Origin of the sequence: Pseudomonas oryzihabitans (assembly GCF_006384975.1) — a bacterium.
Taxonomy (GTDB): Bacteria; Pseudomonadota; Gammaproteobacteria; order Pseudomonadales; family Pseudomonadaceae; genus Chryseomonas; species Chryseomonas psychrotolerans_B.
In genome coordinates this window covers 3,502,489-3,517,385 of record NZ_CP021645.1, presented here as the reverse complement: position 1 = coordinate 3,517,385, position 14,897 = coordinate 3,502,489, and the positions used below count along the sequence as shown (strand labels likewise).

Genomic DNA, 14,897 nt, shown 5'->3' with positions numbered 1-14,897 from the left:
AAAGGTCAAAGGTTATCATGGGTGCCCGTCGCTTCCTGCTTGTCGCGCTCCTGCTGGCCCCGTTGGCGCATGCCGCCGAGCCCCTGCCGCCCGGTGAAAAGCCCCTGCCTGACGAGATCAAGGTGATTCGCTACCAGGCCGGCGACCAGACCATCGAAGAGACGCGGATCCGCGGTGTGTTGCAGTCCACCCGGGTCATTCCCAAGCACGGCGCGCCCTACGAGTTGGTGCCAGCCGATGGCAGCAGCACCGCCGCTAACGACAAGCCGACCCTGCACGTCCCCAGCTGGCGCCTGTTCAGCTGGTAGGCGCAGGGCCTCTGGACCGGTAAACTGCGCGCCGCTCGCACATTATCCCGCCAGGCCCCGCCATGTCCGTCTTCACGCCCCTCGACCGTCCCACCCTCGAAGCCTTTCTCGCGCCCTATGGCCTGGGCCGGCTGCTGGATTTCCGGGGTATCGCCGAGGGCTCGGAAAACACCAACTACTTCATCAGCCTGGAAGGCGGCGAGTTCGTCCTGACCCTGGTGGAGCGCGGGCCGGTGGCGGAGATGCCGTTCTTCATCCAACTGCTCGACGTCCTGCACGAGGCCGACCTGCCGGTGCCTTACGCGGTACGTACCCAGGACGGCGAAGCGCTACGCCAGTTGGCCGGCAAGCCGGCGCTGCTGCAGCCGCGGCTGGCCGGTCGTCACGAGCGCGCACCCAATCCTCATCATTGCGGCGAAGTCGGTCATTTGCTGGGGCATCTGCACCGGGCGACGGCCGGCGCGCAGCGGATCGAGCGCGCCAGCGATCGCGGCCTGCCGTGGATGCTCAGCGAGGGCGAACGCCTGGCGCCGACCCTGGACGAGACGGCCCGACCGCTGCTGGAACGGACGCTGGCGGAAATCCGCAGCCTGCTGGCGGAACAGCCGGCGCTGCCCGAGGCCAACCTGCACGGCGATCTGTTCCGCGACAACGTGATGTTCGATGGTCCCCGTTTGTCGGGTGTTATCGACTTTTACAACGCCAGCTCCGGCTGGATGCTCTATGACCTCGCCATCACGGTGAACGACTGGTGCTCCAGCGAAAGCGGCGCGCTGGATCTGCCACGGGCGCGGGCGCTGCTGGCGGCCTATGCCGCGGATCGCCACTTCACGCCCCGTGAAGCCGAACTGTGGCCAGTGCTCTTGCGCGTCGCCTGCGTGCGCTTCTGGCTGTCGCGGCTGATCGCCGCCCAGGCCTTCGCCGGTCAGGACGTGCTGATCCATGATCCGGCTGAATTCCAGCAGCGTCTGGCGGCGCGTCAGCAGACCGTCCTGGAATTGCCGCTGACCCTGTAGGGCCAGGTTCCACGTGGAACGCGCCGAGTCCCTCCTATCGCTACAGCTGTAGCCTGCGCTCCAGGACGGGTTGCGGCTGTCCTTGCCGCTGCCACGTTACCTTCGCCTCGATCAGGCTGCCTGGGGCGGCGCCTAGCCGATTGTCCACCGGACACCCATCGCCCTTGGCTTCACCGGCCTGACGAGTATGGGCGACGCCGGCCGGGCCGTGCATCTCCACGACGAGTTCGTAGCTGAGGGGTGCGGCTTCGCCGGCAAAGCACAGTTGCAGCCGAGCGCCCGCCGCCTGGGGTTGCAGCTCCAGGCTGGCACTACCCAAGGCCCCTCCTGCCAACGGCAGGAAGGCCAGCAACAGCCAGGCGCTCCTGTTCACCGCTGGTTGATGGTCGCGCTGTTGCCGAAGCCGTTCTGCGAGATCCGCGCGCTGTCGTTGTAGCTGTTGAAGTTGGCCGAGGTCTGCAGGATGGTCGCGCGGTTGCTGTCGCCACGCTGATCGATGGTGGCGGTGCTGTAGGCGCTGTTGGTGTCGAGGCGTGCCTCGTTGCCATTGCCGTTCTGCACGATACTGGTGGTGTTGCTGTCGCCCTGGACATTGAAGCTGGCCAGGTTGTCGTCACCGATGGAGCTGCCGGTGCTGTGGTTACCGCGACCCGACTGGTCGGCCTTCAGCTCGTTGCGGTTGCCGTCCTGGGTGAAGGACAGCTCGTTGAACTTGCCGGAAGCGACGGCGGTGGCCAGGTTGCCCTGGCCGCGCTGGGTCAACTCGGCCACGCCACCAGGATAGCCCTGCTGGGTCAACTCGATACGGTTGTCAGTGCCTTGCTGGGTAAGGGTGGCCACGGCGCCATCGCCGCTCTGGTCGACGCGCACCTGGTTGTTGTCGCCGTTCTGCTCCAGGGTCAGCTGGGCGCTCGAGGCGACCTGGGTCAGGGTGCCGCTGTTGCTGCCCATGGAGGTGACGGTGGCCTGGTTGCCGAAACCGTCCTGGGTCAGGCTGTGTACGCTGCTGCCGGCCTCCTGCCGCAGGTTCGCCACGTTGCCCTGGGCATAGCCGTAGACATCGCCGCCCTGGGTGATGGTGGCGGTGCTGGCGCCGGTCTGCACCACGCTGATCTGGTTGCTTTCACCCTGCAGCTGGTAGAGGGTCGCGCTGTTGCCGGCACCACTTTGGTCGAGGGTGATGGTGCCGCTGTTGCCGTCCTGCTGGAGGGTGGCAGAGCTGTTCGCGGCGAGGGCGGTGCCGGCGATCAGGGTCAGCGTCAGGACGGCCAGGGGCCTGAGTGGAAACATCGGGTCGATCTCCTTGAGTGCCATCAGCGGTACTGCCGTACCACCATGTTCTGGTTGCTTCCGTACTGGACGATGCGGCTGGACAGCCCCGAGCCGTACTGTTCGATGCGGGCATTGCCCTGGACGCCCAGCTGGCGGATGTCCGCCAGGTTGCCGCTGCCGACCTGCTCGATGGTCGCGACATTGCCGTAGCCACCTTGCTGGATGATGGCGGTCAACTCACTGCCGTCCTGCAGGATGCTGGCTTCCTGGGCGGCGCCGCGCTGGGCGATATGGCCGCTGAGCGCAGTGCCACGCTGGTCGATGAGCGCCTGGTTGCCGGCACCGATCTGCAGGATGGTGGCGGCGCGTTGTGCGGTGGGCGCCTGGCCCAGATCGCCGGTTTCCATCAGGTCGGCGGCCGACACCGTGGCGCTCAGGCCCAGCGCCAGGGCGAGGATCACGGCGAGGCCGTCGAAGGGGCTGCGTATGGCTGTCACCGTCATTGCATGGATTCTCCGCGAAGCATTGTCCGGAGCCGCGTGGCCCATCGCTATCGCTCCAGGGAGTGAAACCCGCCCGACGCCAGGCTTAAGCCCTAGCGCCGGATCGGTTCCAGGTACTTGGTCAGGGCCGGATCGCGGGCGTCGCGGCCGTCGGCCACCAGCCACAGACGCCGCTCCACGCCCTGGGCGATCAGGTGGGCGACGGCCGCTTCGATGGCCGAGAGCACGCATAGCTGCGCCGGCTCGTTGGTGGTGTAGCCGGACTCGGCTTCGAGCAGCCGCTTGAATTCGATGAACTTGAAGACGCCTGCCTGGCGACCGATGGAGTAGATGGTCTTGGAAGTCATGACATTGGCCAGCACCCGACCGCTACGGGTGTCGATGGCGCGCAGATTGACCGTGACCTGATCCACCCGGTACTCCTCGGATAGGCCGATACCCAGGTAGCGCGCCCCTTCGCCACCGCTGCGGACGTTGGTGTCGTAGGCCACCACGCCGCCTTCCAGGAGCAGGTTGGCGGCCTGCAGCGAGGGCAGTGCCTGCTGCAGATTTTCCGGCAGGTCGGGCTTGTTCTGGGTGGCGCGGATGATCTTGCGCTCGGTCAGCAGATTTTGCAGGCCTTCACGTTCGAGCACCACGAACCAGCCGCTGGCCTGCAGGGCATCCACCAGCATGCTGCCGGCGCCCTGGGTGACCGCGGTGGAAAAGGAGCTGGCTGGATTGGGTTTGTATTGCCCGGTCTGGTCGCGAAAGCCATAGACGGCCGCCACCAGCGGGCCCTTGGGCGGCGGCAGGGCCAGCAGGTCGTAGTAGGTCGAGGCGCGTGGCGTCAGGGTCGGGGCGGCGTGCTGTTCGGCGGGCATGGGATCGTGTACGCAGCCGGCCAATACGAGGGCGGCGGTCAGCGCCGCCGCCAGGGAAAAGGCGTTCATGGGAGGCATCCGTGCTCAGGGTTGATTGAAGCCGTTGACGGAGATTTCCGAAATCTCGCCGGTGCCGCGATCGGTGATCTGCACGGTGAGGTTGCCGGAGTCGTCGATGATGTTGACGATGAACTGGTCGGTGGAGAGCGAGCCGGAATTGCCGTCCTTGATGTCGGTCAGCACCTGGGACAGCAGTCGCGATTCCAGCTGGCTGGTGAAGCGCTCCAGGGCCGACTGGCTGCTACTGCTGCTGCGCAGGTCCGGGTCCTTGTGGCGATCCTGGGCGGTGGCGTTGTTCAGCAGGTAGGTGCCGTTGAGCGGATTGCCGCCAAAGGACGGATTCACCGGGGTGTAGACCAGTTCGGTCGCCCACGCTGGCAGCGTACCCAGCATCCAGGCCAGGGGCAGGGCTCTCCAAGCGTGCGCCTTCATAACTCGTCCTTTTCCATGTCGAAGTTGTCCTGCAGCAGGTTTTCCAACCGCTGCCGGGTGATGCCCTCGCGGACCTGGTCCGCGGCGGCGTAGGCGGCCTCCTTGAGGTCGCTGTTGCCCGGGGGGATGAACTGGCGATAGAGCAGCCGCTGTTCGTACTCGACCCACACCAGGCTGCCCCAGCGCGCCGAGGGGCGCTCGCGCACCACCAGATTGAAATCCAGCTCGGTGGTGTCGGTGAGGCGGTCGGCGAACTGGCGATAGAACTCGTGACCGAAGCGGGAAATGGTGTTGTCCACCAGCAGGCCTTGGATGATGTCGCCCTCGGCGCGGGCCGCTCCGGTCGCCAGCAGGCCGAGCAGCAACCAGGCCGCTTTCATCACGGCAGATCCTGGCCGGCGTGAAAGCGCAGCGCCGCCTCGGCTCTATTGGCGGCGCCAGTCTTGCGCAGCAGGTTGTGCATATGGCTCTTGACGGTATGGGTGCTCAGGCACAGTGCCTGGCCGATGGCGGCGTTGGACAGACCGCGGCCTACCAGGCGCAGGATCTCCCGTTCGCGGCGGGTCAGGCCATCGGCGGCGATGCTGGGCCGTTCGCGGGAGCGGCGCAGCAGGTGGGCGAGAATGCCGCGCGGCAGCCAATCCTCGCCAGCCAGCAGGGCGCCCAGGCCCTGCAGCAGTTGTTCCCGGCTGGCCTGGGGCGCGAACACGCCCTGGATGGCGGGAAAGCGTTCGACCCAAGGCAGGGCCTGTTCGACGGTGGCATTCAGAAAGGCCACGGTGACCGCCGGCACCAGGCCTTCCAGCCAGCGCTCGAGTGCTGCTTCCGGCACACTGCCGAGGTCGACCAGGATCAGGCTGGCGTCGTCGACCTCGGCCAGTTCGCTGACACAGCAGAGTTCGATGCCGTGCCGTTCTTCCAGAAAGGGTTTGAGCAATTCCGCCAAGAGGACGTTTGCCGTCGTCAGGCGAACCTTTCTCGCAGGTTCCGTGCGCATGTCCATATATGCTGCCTCATCGTCCGTTGCGCGAACGCTGAGACAAATCGCGCGGGGCGACAAGAAAAAACTGATCGATTTTCAGCGGCTTGATGGCTCTGTGGACCGCTTGGCAGATTGCCGTCGGATTGGCGCTTCGCTGCTAGCTCCAAGGGATTAGCTCCAAGGATTGAGCCGCAATGCCCCAGGTGGCGGGGCACTCGGATCGCTCAGCGGGTCAGGGTGACCTTGCGCAGGTGACGTGGCTGGTCCGGGTCCTGGCCGCGCGCTTCGGCCAGCAGTGCGGCCATGCGGTAGAAACTCTGGATCGCCAGCAGACCGTCGAGGTCGGGGTGCCCCGCGGTGGCGAGTGGCAGATCACGCTCGGCGATGTCGTCCGGGGCGGCCAGCAGGACCCGGGCACCGCGCCCGCGCAGATCCTGCGCGAGTTGCAGCAGACCGGGCTGCTCGGGGCCGCGTAGGGCGAAGATCAGCAGCGGATAGCCACGCTCCACCAGGGCCAGCGGGCCATGCTGCAACTCGGCGCCACTGAAGGCCTCACCTTGCAAGGCCGAGGTTTCCTTGAGCTTGAGCGCGGCCTCCTGGGCGATGGCGAAGCCCGGCCCCCGGCCGACTACCATGCAGCGCTCGGCGTCACGCAATACCGGCAGCGCCGAGGCCCAGCTGAGTTCAGCGGCGCCATCCAGGGCATCTGGCAGGGCCGCGCCGGCGGCGAGTAGGGTTTCGTCTTGCTGCCAATGGCCGATCAACCGGGCAGCGGCGGCCAGGGTGGCGATGAAGCTCTTGGTGGCGGCGACGCTGCGCTCGGGCCCCGCCTGCACGCCGATGGCATGGCGGCAGGCCTGGGCCAGGGGCGAGTCGATCTCGTTGACCAGGGCAGCGGTACGGGCGCCGTAGCGATCCAGCGCGGTGAGCGTCTCGATCAGGTCGGGGCTGCGCCCGGATTGGGAAAAGCCCAGGGCGAGCTGGCCTTCGACGCGCAACGGCGCCTGCCGCAGGGTGACCAGCGAGGGCGGCAGGGACAGCACCGGCAGACCCAGGTGGGCCATGGCGAGGTAGGCGAAGTAGCTGGCCGCATGGTCGGAACTGCCGCGCGCCACCGTGAGTGCCAGCTGTGGTGGCTTGGCCCTGAGGTCGGCGGCCAGCTCCGCCAGGGCCTGGTCGATGGTCGCCAGTTGGCGAGTGACCGCCGCACCGCTGGCGGCGGCTTCTTCAAGCATGAGCGAAGTCAAAGGGGGCTCCCGCGGATAGCGCCTGATGGCTCCCACTCTGCCATCCCTACCCGCTATCGACCAGCGGACCTTGGTCGGGCGGCAGTCGCGCCTGGGATCAGTCGGCTTCGTCCGCCGCCCCACCGGTGAAGTGCAGGTCATGCTTGCGCAGCTTGTCGGACAGCGTCTTGCGCGGCAGGCCCAGGGCCTCGGCGAGGCTGCGCAGGGAGGCGTGGGGTTTGGCCAGTTCGCGCTGGATGAGATCGCGCTCGAAGGCTTCCACCTGCTCGCCCAGGCCGGCCATGGCCGCCGCCGGGGCTGCGGGCGCCCCCGCAGACGCCGCTGGTGACGGCGAACTCATGGGCGCCAACGGCGCATAGGCACCGTGGTCCAGGGCCAGCTCCAGGCCCAGGGCGAAGCGCTCGGCGGCGTTCTGCAATTCGCGTACGTTGCCCGGCCAGCTATGGGCGATCAGGGCGGCGCGCTGTTCGGCATCGGGTTCGCGCACCGGCGTGCCGTGGCGTTCGGCGGCGGCCAGGGCGAAGTGACGGAACAGCGGCAGGATATCTTCGCTGCGCTCGCGCAGGGCGGGGATGCGCAGGGTGGCGACGTTGAGTCGGTAGTAGAGGTCGGCGCGGAAGCGACCCTGGTCGGCGGCCTGGCGCAGGTCTTCCTTGGTGGCGGCGACCACCCGGATGTCCAGGGGTATCTGCAGGTTGGAACCCAGCCGCTCGACCTTGCGCTCCTGCAAGAGGCGCAGCAGCTTGACCTGGACATCCAGGCTCATGCTCTCGATCTCGTCGAGGAAGAGGGTGCCGCCGCTGGCGTATTCGAACTTGCCGATGCGACGCTTCTGGGCCCCGGTGAAGGCGCCCTGCTCGTGGCCGAAAAGTTCGCTCTCCACCACGGATTCGGCAAGGGCGCCGGCGTTGATGGCGACGAAGGGGCCATCGCGGCGGTTCGACAGGTCGTGCAGGGCGCGGGCCACCACCTCCTTGCCGGCCCCGGTTTCGCCATGGATCAGCACATCGGCCTGGGTCGCGGCCAGGGCGCCGATCTGGTCACGCAGGCGGGCGATGCCCGGGGTCTGGCCGATCAGGCGGGTCTGCAATTCCTGCCGCTCGGCCAGGGCCAGGCGCAGGCTGCGGTTTTCCAGCACCAGATGACGGGCGCCCAGGGCGCGCCGCACGCTGTCGATCAGGGCGTCGTTGGCGAAGGGCTTTTCGAGGAAATCATAGGCCCCGGCGCGCATCGCCTGCACCGCCAGGGGTACATCGCCATGGCCGGTAATGAGCACCACGGGCAACTCGGCATCGCGCTGGTGCAACTGGGCCAGCAACTCCAGGCCATCGATGCCGGGCATGCGGATGTCGCTCACCACCACCCCCGGCCAGTCGCGCACCCTGGCCATTTCCAACTCGCGGGCGTCGGCCAGGGCCGTCACCTTGAAGCCGGCCAGGTCCAGGGTTTGGCTCAGGGCCAGGCGCAGATGGGCGTCATCGTCGATCAGCAGGATCTGGCTGGCGGGGTCGAAGGGGGGGAGGGCGCTCATGACAAGAAACCTAGATTGATGGGCTGCGCGGTCAACCGCGGACTTCTTCCTGGGGCACGGAGGCGACACCCGGTTTGCCATGCAGCAGATAGAGGCGCACCTCGGCACCGCCATCGACATGGTTGGACAGGTGCAGGTGGCCGCCAAGGGTGCGTAACAGGTTATCGCAGATCGCCAGGCCGAGGCCGAGGCCCTGGGCGGTGGCCTTGGTGGTGAAGAAGGGTTCGTGGGCGCGGGCCAGGGCTTCGCTGGAGAAGCCCGGACCGTTGTCTCTCAGGATCAGGGTCACGCCGCGCTCGTCGAGACTGGTGGTCAGCCAGAGCCGCCGGGTGCTGGTCTTTTCCGCCAGGGCATCGAGGGCGTTGCTGAGCAAGTTGCTGATGATCTGCCGCAAGCGGGTTTCCCCGGCCTGTACCCACAGCGGCGCATCGGGCAGGTCGCGGATCAACTCCACCTGCATGGCGCGGCGCCGCGCGGCGACCAGGGCCAGGGCATCTTCCAGGGCACCTTGCAGCACCACGCTTTCCGGCGCACGCCGGGCGCCGCGGGCATAGGCCTTGAGGTGGGCGATGATGTTGGCCATGCGCGTGGTCAATTCGCCGATCAACTTGAGGTTGCTGCGGGCATCGTCCAGCCGATCATGATCGAGCAGCACGGCGGCGTTTTCCGTATAGCTGCGGATGGCCGCCAGCGGCTGGTTGAGTTCGTGGCTGATGCTGGCCGACATGGTCCCCAGCGCCGACAGCTTGCCGGCCTGCACGGCTTCGTCCTGGGCGCGCATCAGCTCGCGCTGGGCCTGTTCGCGATCGTGCACCTCCTGCTGCAGCCTGGCGTTGAGCGTCTGGAGGTCGCGGGTGCGTTCCTCCACGTTCAGCTCCAGGTCGCGCTTGGCCCGGGCATCCAGCGCCAGACGCTCGATGAAGTGGCGGCGTCTCAGGGTCATCACCACCAGCAGCAGGAGCAGTGCCAGCAGGGTCGCCGCGCCGACGTAGAGGGCGCTGCGCACCTGGCGCTCGACGATTTCCCGCGGCGCCAGGATCTGCGCCGTCCAGCCCACCTCGTCCAGGTTGCGGGTCTGGGTCAGCCAGTTGCCCGGTACCAGGGTCAGAGGTGCCGGGTCGGTGGTCGGGTAGGGACGGTTGGCATTGACCTGTTCGCGCTGGCGTTCGTCCAGCGGATGGGTGGCGCGGAAACGCCAGGCGTCGTGGGAGGTGAGGATGACCACGCCCAGGTCGTCGGTGACCAAGAGCTGCTCGGGTGCGTTACCCCAGAGCTTTTCCGCGCTGTCCAGGTCCACCTTGACCACCACCACGCCGGTGGCGCGCTCACCGTCGCGCACGGCCGCGGCGAAGTAGTAGCCGCGCTTGCTCGAGGTGGTACCCAGGCCGAAGAAGCGCCCTGGCTGGCCCTGCATGGCGGCCTTGAAATAGGGACGGAAGGAGAAGTCGCGACCGATGAAGCTGTCCGGCTGCCGGAAGTTGGAGCTGGACAGACAGATGCCGTCGTCCTGCATCAGGTAGATGACGTCGGCACCGGTGCGCTGGCGGATGTCTTCGAGCATCCGGCTGGCGGCGTCTTGGGCCGCGCGATCGCCCGGTCGCTCCAGGGCATTGCGCAGCACCGGCAGATCGCCGAGCAGGTCCGGCAGCACCTCGTAGCGTCTCAGGGTGCCCAGCAGGTTGGCGACGTACAGGTCCAGGGTCTGGCCGTTCTGCTCGGCCAGTTGCGCCTCGTAGTAGTGCTGGGCGGCGTAGCGCAGCGGGACCAGCAGCAGCGTCAGGCCCAGCGCCAGGAGCAACAGGCTGCTCCAGCGGGGTCGCTTGGGGAGGTGAGGGCTCTTGGGCATGCGCGGGTACGGTAGAGGGACTGGCTGCATTATGCCCAAGGCCGAGTGGCGGCGAAGGGCTTGCCGACTGTTAACGCGTTGGCAGTCGTTTGAAATATCTTGTTACCAATGGGCTCGGCTGTGGAAAGGGACACGGTTTTTTCCCGCGAAAGCCGGCTAACTGGCCTGGCAATCAGCCAACGAAGGAGTGACTTCGATGAAAAGCACCACCCTCTGCCTGACCCTTGCCGGCCTCCTGGCCACCTCTGCCGCCTTCGCCCAGACGGCGCCGGCCGATCCTGCGCCGACAGCGGGCGCCGCCACGAGCAGTCCCGCCAAGACCGGCAAGCAGGCGACGACCCACCACAAGAAAGTCGTCCACAAGAAGGCGCACAAGGCCAGCAGCAGCGGCAGCTGACCTGCGGTGCGGCACCTCCCGGGGTGGGAGGTGCCCAAACAGGAGTGAATCCGCTGTCGAGGAGACCTCCCATGCGCAAGATCCTGCTGTTGCCTACCCTGATTCTCGGTGTTGGCCTGTCCGCCGCGGCCCTGGCCCAGGTCAGTCCGACCAATCCCCCCGCTACGCCGACCCACCCCGATCACAGCAGTACCCACGGTATGGAAAAGGCACCGAGCACGGGAGTGGGCGCCGCCGACAACGGCGCCAGCGCCGGTTCGGGCAGTGATACCGGGAGCGACCATGTGAGGAAGCCCAAGACCAAGCACCAGGATCACTAAGCTTTGTCTGAAAAGTGCCTACGCTCGGTCATGCGGCGTTAAAAATCCGTTCGGAATGCTCATTTACCACTCGTAAACTCCGCTTCCTCACGAATTTTTGCCTTGCCTGACCTTCGCTCGGCGACTTTTCAGACAAGCTTAGGGCGGGCTCGCCCATTCCCCTAGGGAATGATCCGATGAACAAAGATCGCTTGAGTGGTACCGGCGGGCGTGTCGAAATCGGTTTCTAGCCTGAACCAGGAGCCGCTCCCATGACCGCCGCGCCGCTACTTTCCCCGGATCTCATCCGGACCCGCTTTTCCCAAGCCATGTCGGCGATGTACCGTCAGGAAGTCCCCCAGTACGGCACCCTGCTGGAACTGGTCGCCGAGGTGAATGCCGGGCAACCGGGCTTCGCCCAGGATTCCGCGGAGCGGCTGGACCTGGAGCGCCATGGGGCCATCCGCGTCGGGACGGCCGCCGAACTGGCTACCCTGCGTCGACTGTTCGCCGTGATGGGTATGCAGCCGGTTGGCTACTATGACCTGAGCGTGGCCGGAGTACCCGTGCATTCCACGGCCTTCCGCCCGGTGGAGCCGGCGGCCCTGCAGATCAACCCCTTCCGCGTCTTCACCTCGTTGCTGCGTCTGGAGCTGATCGAGGACGCCGAATTGCGCCAGGTGGCCGAAGGGGTATTGGCCGAGCGGCGTATCTTCACGCCGGGCGCGCTGGAATTGATCGAACGCGCCGAAGCCCAGGGTGGCCTCACCGACGCCGAGGCCGACGCCTTCGTCCAGGAAGCCCTGGAGACCTTCCGCTGGCACCGCGAGGCCAACGTCGACGCCGGCCTCTATCAGCGCCTGCACGACGCCCACCGGCTGATCGCTGACGTGGTCTGCTTCAAGGGCCCGCACATCAACCACCTGACCCCCCGCACCCTCGACATCGACGCCGTCCAGGCCAAGATGCCCGCTCGTGGTATCGCCCCTAAGGAAACCATCGAAGGCCCGCCCCGCCGCCAGTGCCCCATCCTGCTCCGCCAGACCAGCTTCAGGGCGTTGGAAGAACCCATCCTGTTCCAGGGCGAGGTCCAGGGCTCCCACACAGCGCGCTTCGGCGAGATCGAACAGCGCGGCGTAGCTCTCACCCCGGCCGCCCGCCAGCGCTACGACGAACTTCTGCAGGAGGTGCGCCAGCGCAGCAAGGCTGCCGGCAGTGATTACGCGACCATCCTGTCCGAAGTGTTCCAGGATCTACCGGATGACTGGGACGAACTGCGTCGCCAAGGCCTGGCCTGGTTCCGCTATCGCGCTGCGGCGGCTAATCACCCAGCCATGGATACCGCCGATCCCGACGCCCTGATCGCCGCTGGCCAGCTCATCGCCGATCCCATCACCTACGAAGACTTCCTGCCGGTCAGCGCCGCCGGCATATTCCAGTCCAACCTGGGTGCCGGCAGCCAGCAGGAATACCAGAGCGGCGGCAATCGCGCGGCCTTCGAGGCGGCCTTGGGCGCACCGGTGCTCGATGAGATGGCGTTGTACGAGCGGCAGCAACGCGAATCCCTGGGTGCCGCCCTGGCTGCCCTCGGCCGCCCCGCCTAGAATGACGGCTCCCGCGTCGGCGGCCAGCCGCCGACGCCCGTCTCCGGCAGGCAGCAACGATGTTCACCAAACTCGATCCGACCGACTGGCAGCTCATCCACCTGCTGCAACAGAACGCCCGCGCCTCCAATGCCACCCTGGCCCGTCAACTGGGCCTGGCCCGCACGACCGTGGTCACCCGCCTGGCGCGCCTCGAACGCGAGGGCATCATCCAGGGCTACGGCCTACGCCTGGGCTCGGAGTTGGAACAGGCTGCCGTTCGCGCCTACTGCGCCATCAGCGTCCTGCCGCGCAGCACCGCCGGCGTCATCCGCGCCCTGGAAAAGATGATCGAGGTCGAGGAAGTCTCCTCCGTCAGCGGCCAATTCGACTACCTGGCCTTCCTGCGCTGCACCACCCACGAAAAGCTCGATGAGCTACTCGACCGCATCGGCAATCTCGAGGGGGTGAAGCAGACGCAGACGTCGATCATCCTGAATCGGAAGATCGATCGGCGGGGCGGGGCGGGGGCTCCCTAAGCAGGCTCGGTCAAGATTGTCGGCTACGGTATTCAGCGCTGCCTTTGATTGCTGTGGCGACATCGTCCAGCGTCATGGCACCGCTGGTTACCTGAGATGTCCAGGTGTTCAGACCGCCGCTGTCGGCGTCTCGGCCCAGATAGCTTTGGTACAGTTGTCGAATGGAAGTCTTGGCATAGGCTATGCCTTCCGGACTGCTGGCGATGGCTGCCTTGACAGTTGCTATTCCCATGCTGCCGTTAGTGACTTGCTGCAACCAATAGCTCAGCCCCGCCTGGTTGGCGTTACGACCTAGATAGGCTACGTAGAGCTGGTTGAGCGAGGCCTGCAGGTTGCCCTGATATTCGGTGCTGCCAATAAGAGCGACTGCTATGGCGTTGGTGGTCATGACACCGCTGCCCAATTGACCTGACCAGTAGTTCAGGCCAGCGGTGTCGGCGCTGCGGCCGAGATAGGTCTGATAAAGCTTTTCGACCGATGTGCGATTCTGGTACTCCGCGCTATTCATGATGGTGTTGATGACACCGGCCAAGGTCATGCTGCCATTGGCCAGTTGAGCGGACCAATAGGTTAGCTCTGCCTGATCGGCCTCGCGTCCCAGGTAGTCACGATAAACACCGGCAATGGTGGTTGCATAGGATGAACTGTCCGCTGCTGATTGGGCCTGATTCGTAGCGGAAAGCGGACCTATTCGCGTACAGCTGGATTCATCGAGATAGGCTTTTAACGTTGCCCATTGAGGCCGCTCGACTCCATTGATCGGCTCCACGGAGAGATTGCAATTAGCCCAGCCCGGCCCGGCTGCCCAGTAGGTTGCCGGAATGCAATTCTGCTTCAAGTAGGCCAGCATCCGGGCCATGATGACATTCTAGCGCGGATCGCTGTCTGGAACGCCAAACTCACCAATCATGCCGCGCTTGCCGTTCTTCTTGAACCACTCCACGAAAGGTTTGACCCGCTCTAAGCCGTAGTCATCAGGATAGGCACTGGCACTGGTCACCGTATAGTTGCCGCCGCCGCCATCGAAGTAGGTATGCGCCTGGAAAATCAGATTGTTGGCCGGATCCTTCAAGCCCAGTAGTGAATCATTCCACTGCGGCCAGCGAGTTGCCTCAGACCAACCGTTGCCCTCGATCATGATCGGCCGAGTCGAATCGACGGACCTTACTCCGTTGATTCCGTACTGGGCTGCTGCTGACCATTGGGCTACCGCGTCGTGCGGTTCGTTCATGATGTCATAGGCGTAGAGCGAGGACTGAGCGCTCCAGCGTTGAGCGATCCGCGTCATGACATCTTGATGGTGAGCATAGGAGACGTTGCCCGTACCTATCACCACGCCGCGATAGCGCATGTAGTTTTGCAGATCCAGAATGATCTTCATGCCGTATTTGTTGGCATAACCGAAGGTTCGGTCGATCAAGCTCGCGTAGGTAGGGTCCAGCGCGCCACCCAGTGTCGGTTGCAAGCGCTCCCAAATAATGGGGAAGCGAATCAACCTTACTCCGCGAGCACTCCACTGACTGAAGTAAGCCTCCACCGGGAAGATTTAGTGGGTGCCATTGACCCCTGGAAGGGCCTGGCCCGCGAAGCCGGCACTTGAAAGATTCAGACCGACCAAAGGCATAGCCTCGGCATGGGCCTTCTCTGCTTTGCCGAAAAGAGCGTAACTGGAAATCAGCGATGCCAGTGCGAAGGTGAACAAGCGAGAGGTAAGGGCTTTCATCGGTGCCGGTCGCCATGGCCAGAAGGGGACGCGGAGCGGGAGCCAGCACCGATGAGCGAGTTAGCCTCAGGCGGCAGGCTCCTTTGTCTCCGAGCTTGTGGCCCTGATATCTGAAGATCTGGCGAATTCTTTAGCGATAGGCGATGAGTGGACCTTAGCACTGGGTCGAGGGATTGCTGGTGCGTATGAAATTGCACCTGTGGACTTGGGGGCCGACTCTACCCGCAGCCAAACTGGCCTATAACGTGTTTCCTGATGGACTAGGTCGCCAACGGCTGGCAGCACCTAGACCGGAT

The 14,897-nt window shown here is 65.6% G+C and carries 19 protein-coding genes; 6 read left to right on the top strand and 13 right to left on the bottom strand.

The features are described from left to right. Window positions 1-17: 17 nt before the first annotated feature. Window positions 18-308 (top strand): DUF2782 domain-containing protein, encoded by a 291-nt coding sequence (locus tag CCZ28_RS15825; protein WP_140219483.1) that lies wholly within the window; start codon window positions 18-20, stop codon window positions 306-308. Window positions 309-370: 62 nt separating this feature from the next. Next, the gene (locus tag CCZ28_RS15820; protein WP_140219481.1) at window positions 371-1,324 is read left to right on the top strand and encodes a homoserine kinase; all 954 of its coding nucleotides are present in this window, start codon (window positions 371-373) and stop codon (window positions 1,322-1,324) included. Between the two features lie 40 nt (window positions 1,325-1,364). Here the strand turns inward: CCZ28_RS15820 and CCZ28_RS15815 are convergent, their stop codons facing one another. The 10 genes from CCZ28_RS15815 to CCZ28_RS15770 form a co-directional block, all read right to left on the bottom strand. Next, on the bottom strand, window positions 1,365-1,643 hold the full coding sequence (locus CCZ28_RS15815; RefSeq protein WP_205894592.1) for a hypothetical protein: 279 nt from the start codon (window positions 1,641-1,643) through the stop codon (window positions 1,365-1,367). Window positions 1,644-1,693: 50 nt separating this feature from the next. Then, a complete protein-coding gene (locus CCZ28_RS15810) occupies window positions 1,694-2,614 on the bottom strand; it encodes a hypothetical protein (protein ID WP_140219477.1) in 921 nt (306 codons plus the stop codon). 23 nt (window positions 2,615-2,637) lie between these two features. After that, window positions 2,638-3,099 (bottom strand): curli fiber surface-exposed nucleator CsgB, encoded by a 462-nt coding sequence (locus tag CCZ28_RS15805; RefSeq protein ID WP_140219475.1) that lies wholly within the window; start codon window positions 3,097-3,099, stop codon window positions 2,638-2,640. A gap of 92 nt (window positions 3,100-3,191) precedes the next feature. Next, a complete protein-coding gene (locus tag CCZ28_RS15800) occupies window positions 3,192-4,031 on the bottom strand; it encodes a CsgG/HfaB family protein (RefSeq protein ID WP_140219473.1) in 840 nt (279 codons plus the stop codon). Window positions 4,032-4,046: 15 nt separating this feature from the next. Then, window positions 4,047-4,454, bottom strand: coding sequence for a curli assembly protein CsgF (locus tag CCZ28_RS15795; protein WP_058783408.1), 408 nt, complete (start codon window positions 4,452-4,454; stop codon window positions 4,047-4,049). Next, window positions 4,451-4,834, bottom strand: coding sequence for a curli production assembly/transport protein CsgE (csgE, locus tag CCZ28_RS15790; RefSeq protein ID WP_058766516.1), 384 nt, complete (start codon window positions 4,832-4,834; stop codon window positions 4,451-4,453). The genes CCZ28_RS15795 and csgE overlap by 4 nt, the downstream gene beginning before the upstream one ends. Then, window positions 4,834-5,451: a helix-turn-helix transcriptional regulator gene (locus CCZ28_RS15785; RefSeq protein ID WP_240795168.1), complete on the bottom strand. Its 618-nt coding sequence runs from the start codon at window positions 5,449-5,451 to the stop codon at window positions 4,834-4,836. Before CCZ28_RS15785 ends, csgE begins: the two co-directional genes overlap by 1 nt. Window positions 5,452-5,660: 209 nt before the next feature. Further along, a complete protein-coding gene (locus CCZ28_RS15780) occupies window positions 5,661-6,671 on the bottom strand; it encodes an SIS domain-containing protein (RefSeq protein WP_058782605.1) in 1,011 nt (336 codons plus the stop codon). A gap of 109 nt (window positions 6,672-6,780) precedes the next feature. Next, entirely contained in the window at window positions 6,781-8,214 is a 1,434-nt protein-coding gene (locus tag CCZ28_RS15775) for a sigma-54-dependent transcriptional regulator (protein ID WP_140219469.1), read from the bottom strand. A 31-nt stretch (window positions 8,215-8,245) separates the two neighbouring features. Then, a complete protein-coding gene (locus CCZ28_RS15770; RefSeq protein ID WP_140219467.1) occupies window positions 8,246-10,060 on the bottom strand; it encodes a sensor histidine kinase in 1,815 nt (604 codons plus the stop codon). A 196-nt stretch (window positions 10,061-10,256) separates the two neighbouring features. Here CCZ28_RS15770 and CCZ28_RS15765 point away from each other — a divergent pair, with 196 nt between their 5' ends. The 4 genes from CCZ28_RS15765 to CCZ28_RS15750 all read left to right on the top strand — a co-directional run bounded on the left by CCZ28_RS15765 (window position 10,257) and on the right by CCZ28_RS15750 (window position 12,878). Beyond that, on the top strand, window positions 10,257-10,457 hold the full coding sequence (locus tag CCZ28_RS15765; RefSeq protein ID WP_140219465.1) for a hypothetical protein: 201 nt from the start codon (window positions 10,257-10,259) through the stop codon (window positions 10,455-10,457). A gap of 71 nt (window positions 10,458-10,528) precedes the next feature. After that, window positions 10,529-10,777, top strand: a complete 249-nt coding sequence (locus tag CCZ28_RS15760; protein WP_140219463.1) for a hypothetical protein — start codon at window positions 10,529-10,531, stop codon at window positions 10,775-10,777. 251 nt (window positions 10,778-11,028) lie between these two features. Further along, entirely contained in the window at window positions 11,029-12,360 is a 1,332-nt protein-coding gene (gene hglS, locus CCZ28_RS15755) for a 2-oxoadipate dioxygenase/decarboxylase HglS (protein WP_140219461.1), read from the top strand. A gap of 59 nt (window positions 12,361-12,419) precedes the next feature. Further along, a complete protein-coding gene (locus CCZ28_RS15750) occupies window positions 12,420-12,878 on the top strand; it encodes an Lrp/AsnC family transcriptional regulator (RefSeq protein ID WP_140219459.1) in 459 nt (152 codons plus the stop codon). Window positions 12,879-12,888: 10 nt separating this feature from the next. Here the strand turns inward: CCZ28_RS15750 and CCZ28_RS24745 are convergent, their stop codons facing one another. Genes CCZ28_RS24745 through CCZ28_RS24735 form a run of 3 tightly spaced genes read right to left on the bottom strand, consistent with a single transcriptional unit; the run spans window position 12,889 to window position 14,601 of the window. Next, window positions 12,889-13,737 (bottom strand): DUF4214 domain-containing protein, encoded by an 849-nt coding sequence (locus tag CCZ28_RS24745; protein ID WP_240795167.1) that lies wholly within the window; start codon window positions 13,735-13,737, stop codon window positions 12,889-12,891. 9 nt (window positions 13,738-13,746) lie between these two features. Then, the gene (locus CCZ28_RS24740) at window positions 13,747-14,373 is read right to left on the bottom strand and encodes a glycoside hydrolase family 5 protein (RefSeq protein ID WP_240795166.1); all 627 of its coding nucleotides are present in this window, start codon (window positions 14,371-14,373) and stop codon (window positions 13,747-13,749) included. Between the two features lie 51 nt (window positions 14,374-14,424). Beyond that, on the bottom strand, window positions 14,425-14,601 hold the full coding sequence (locus tag CCZ28_RS24735; RefSeq protein WP_240795165.1) for a hypothetical protein: 177 nt from the start codon (window positions 14,599-14,601) through the stop codon (window positions 14,425-14,427). Between the last annotated feature and the right edge of the window lie 296 nt (window positions 14,602-14,897).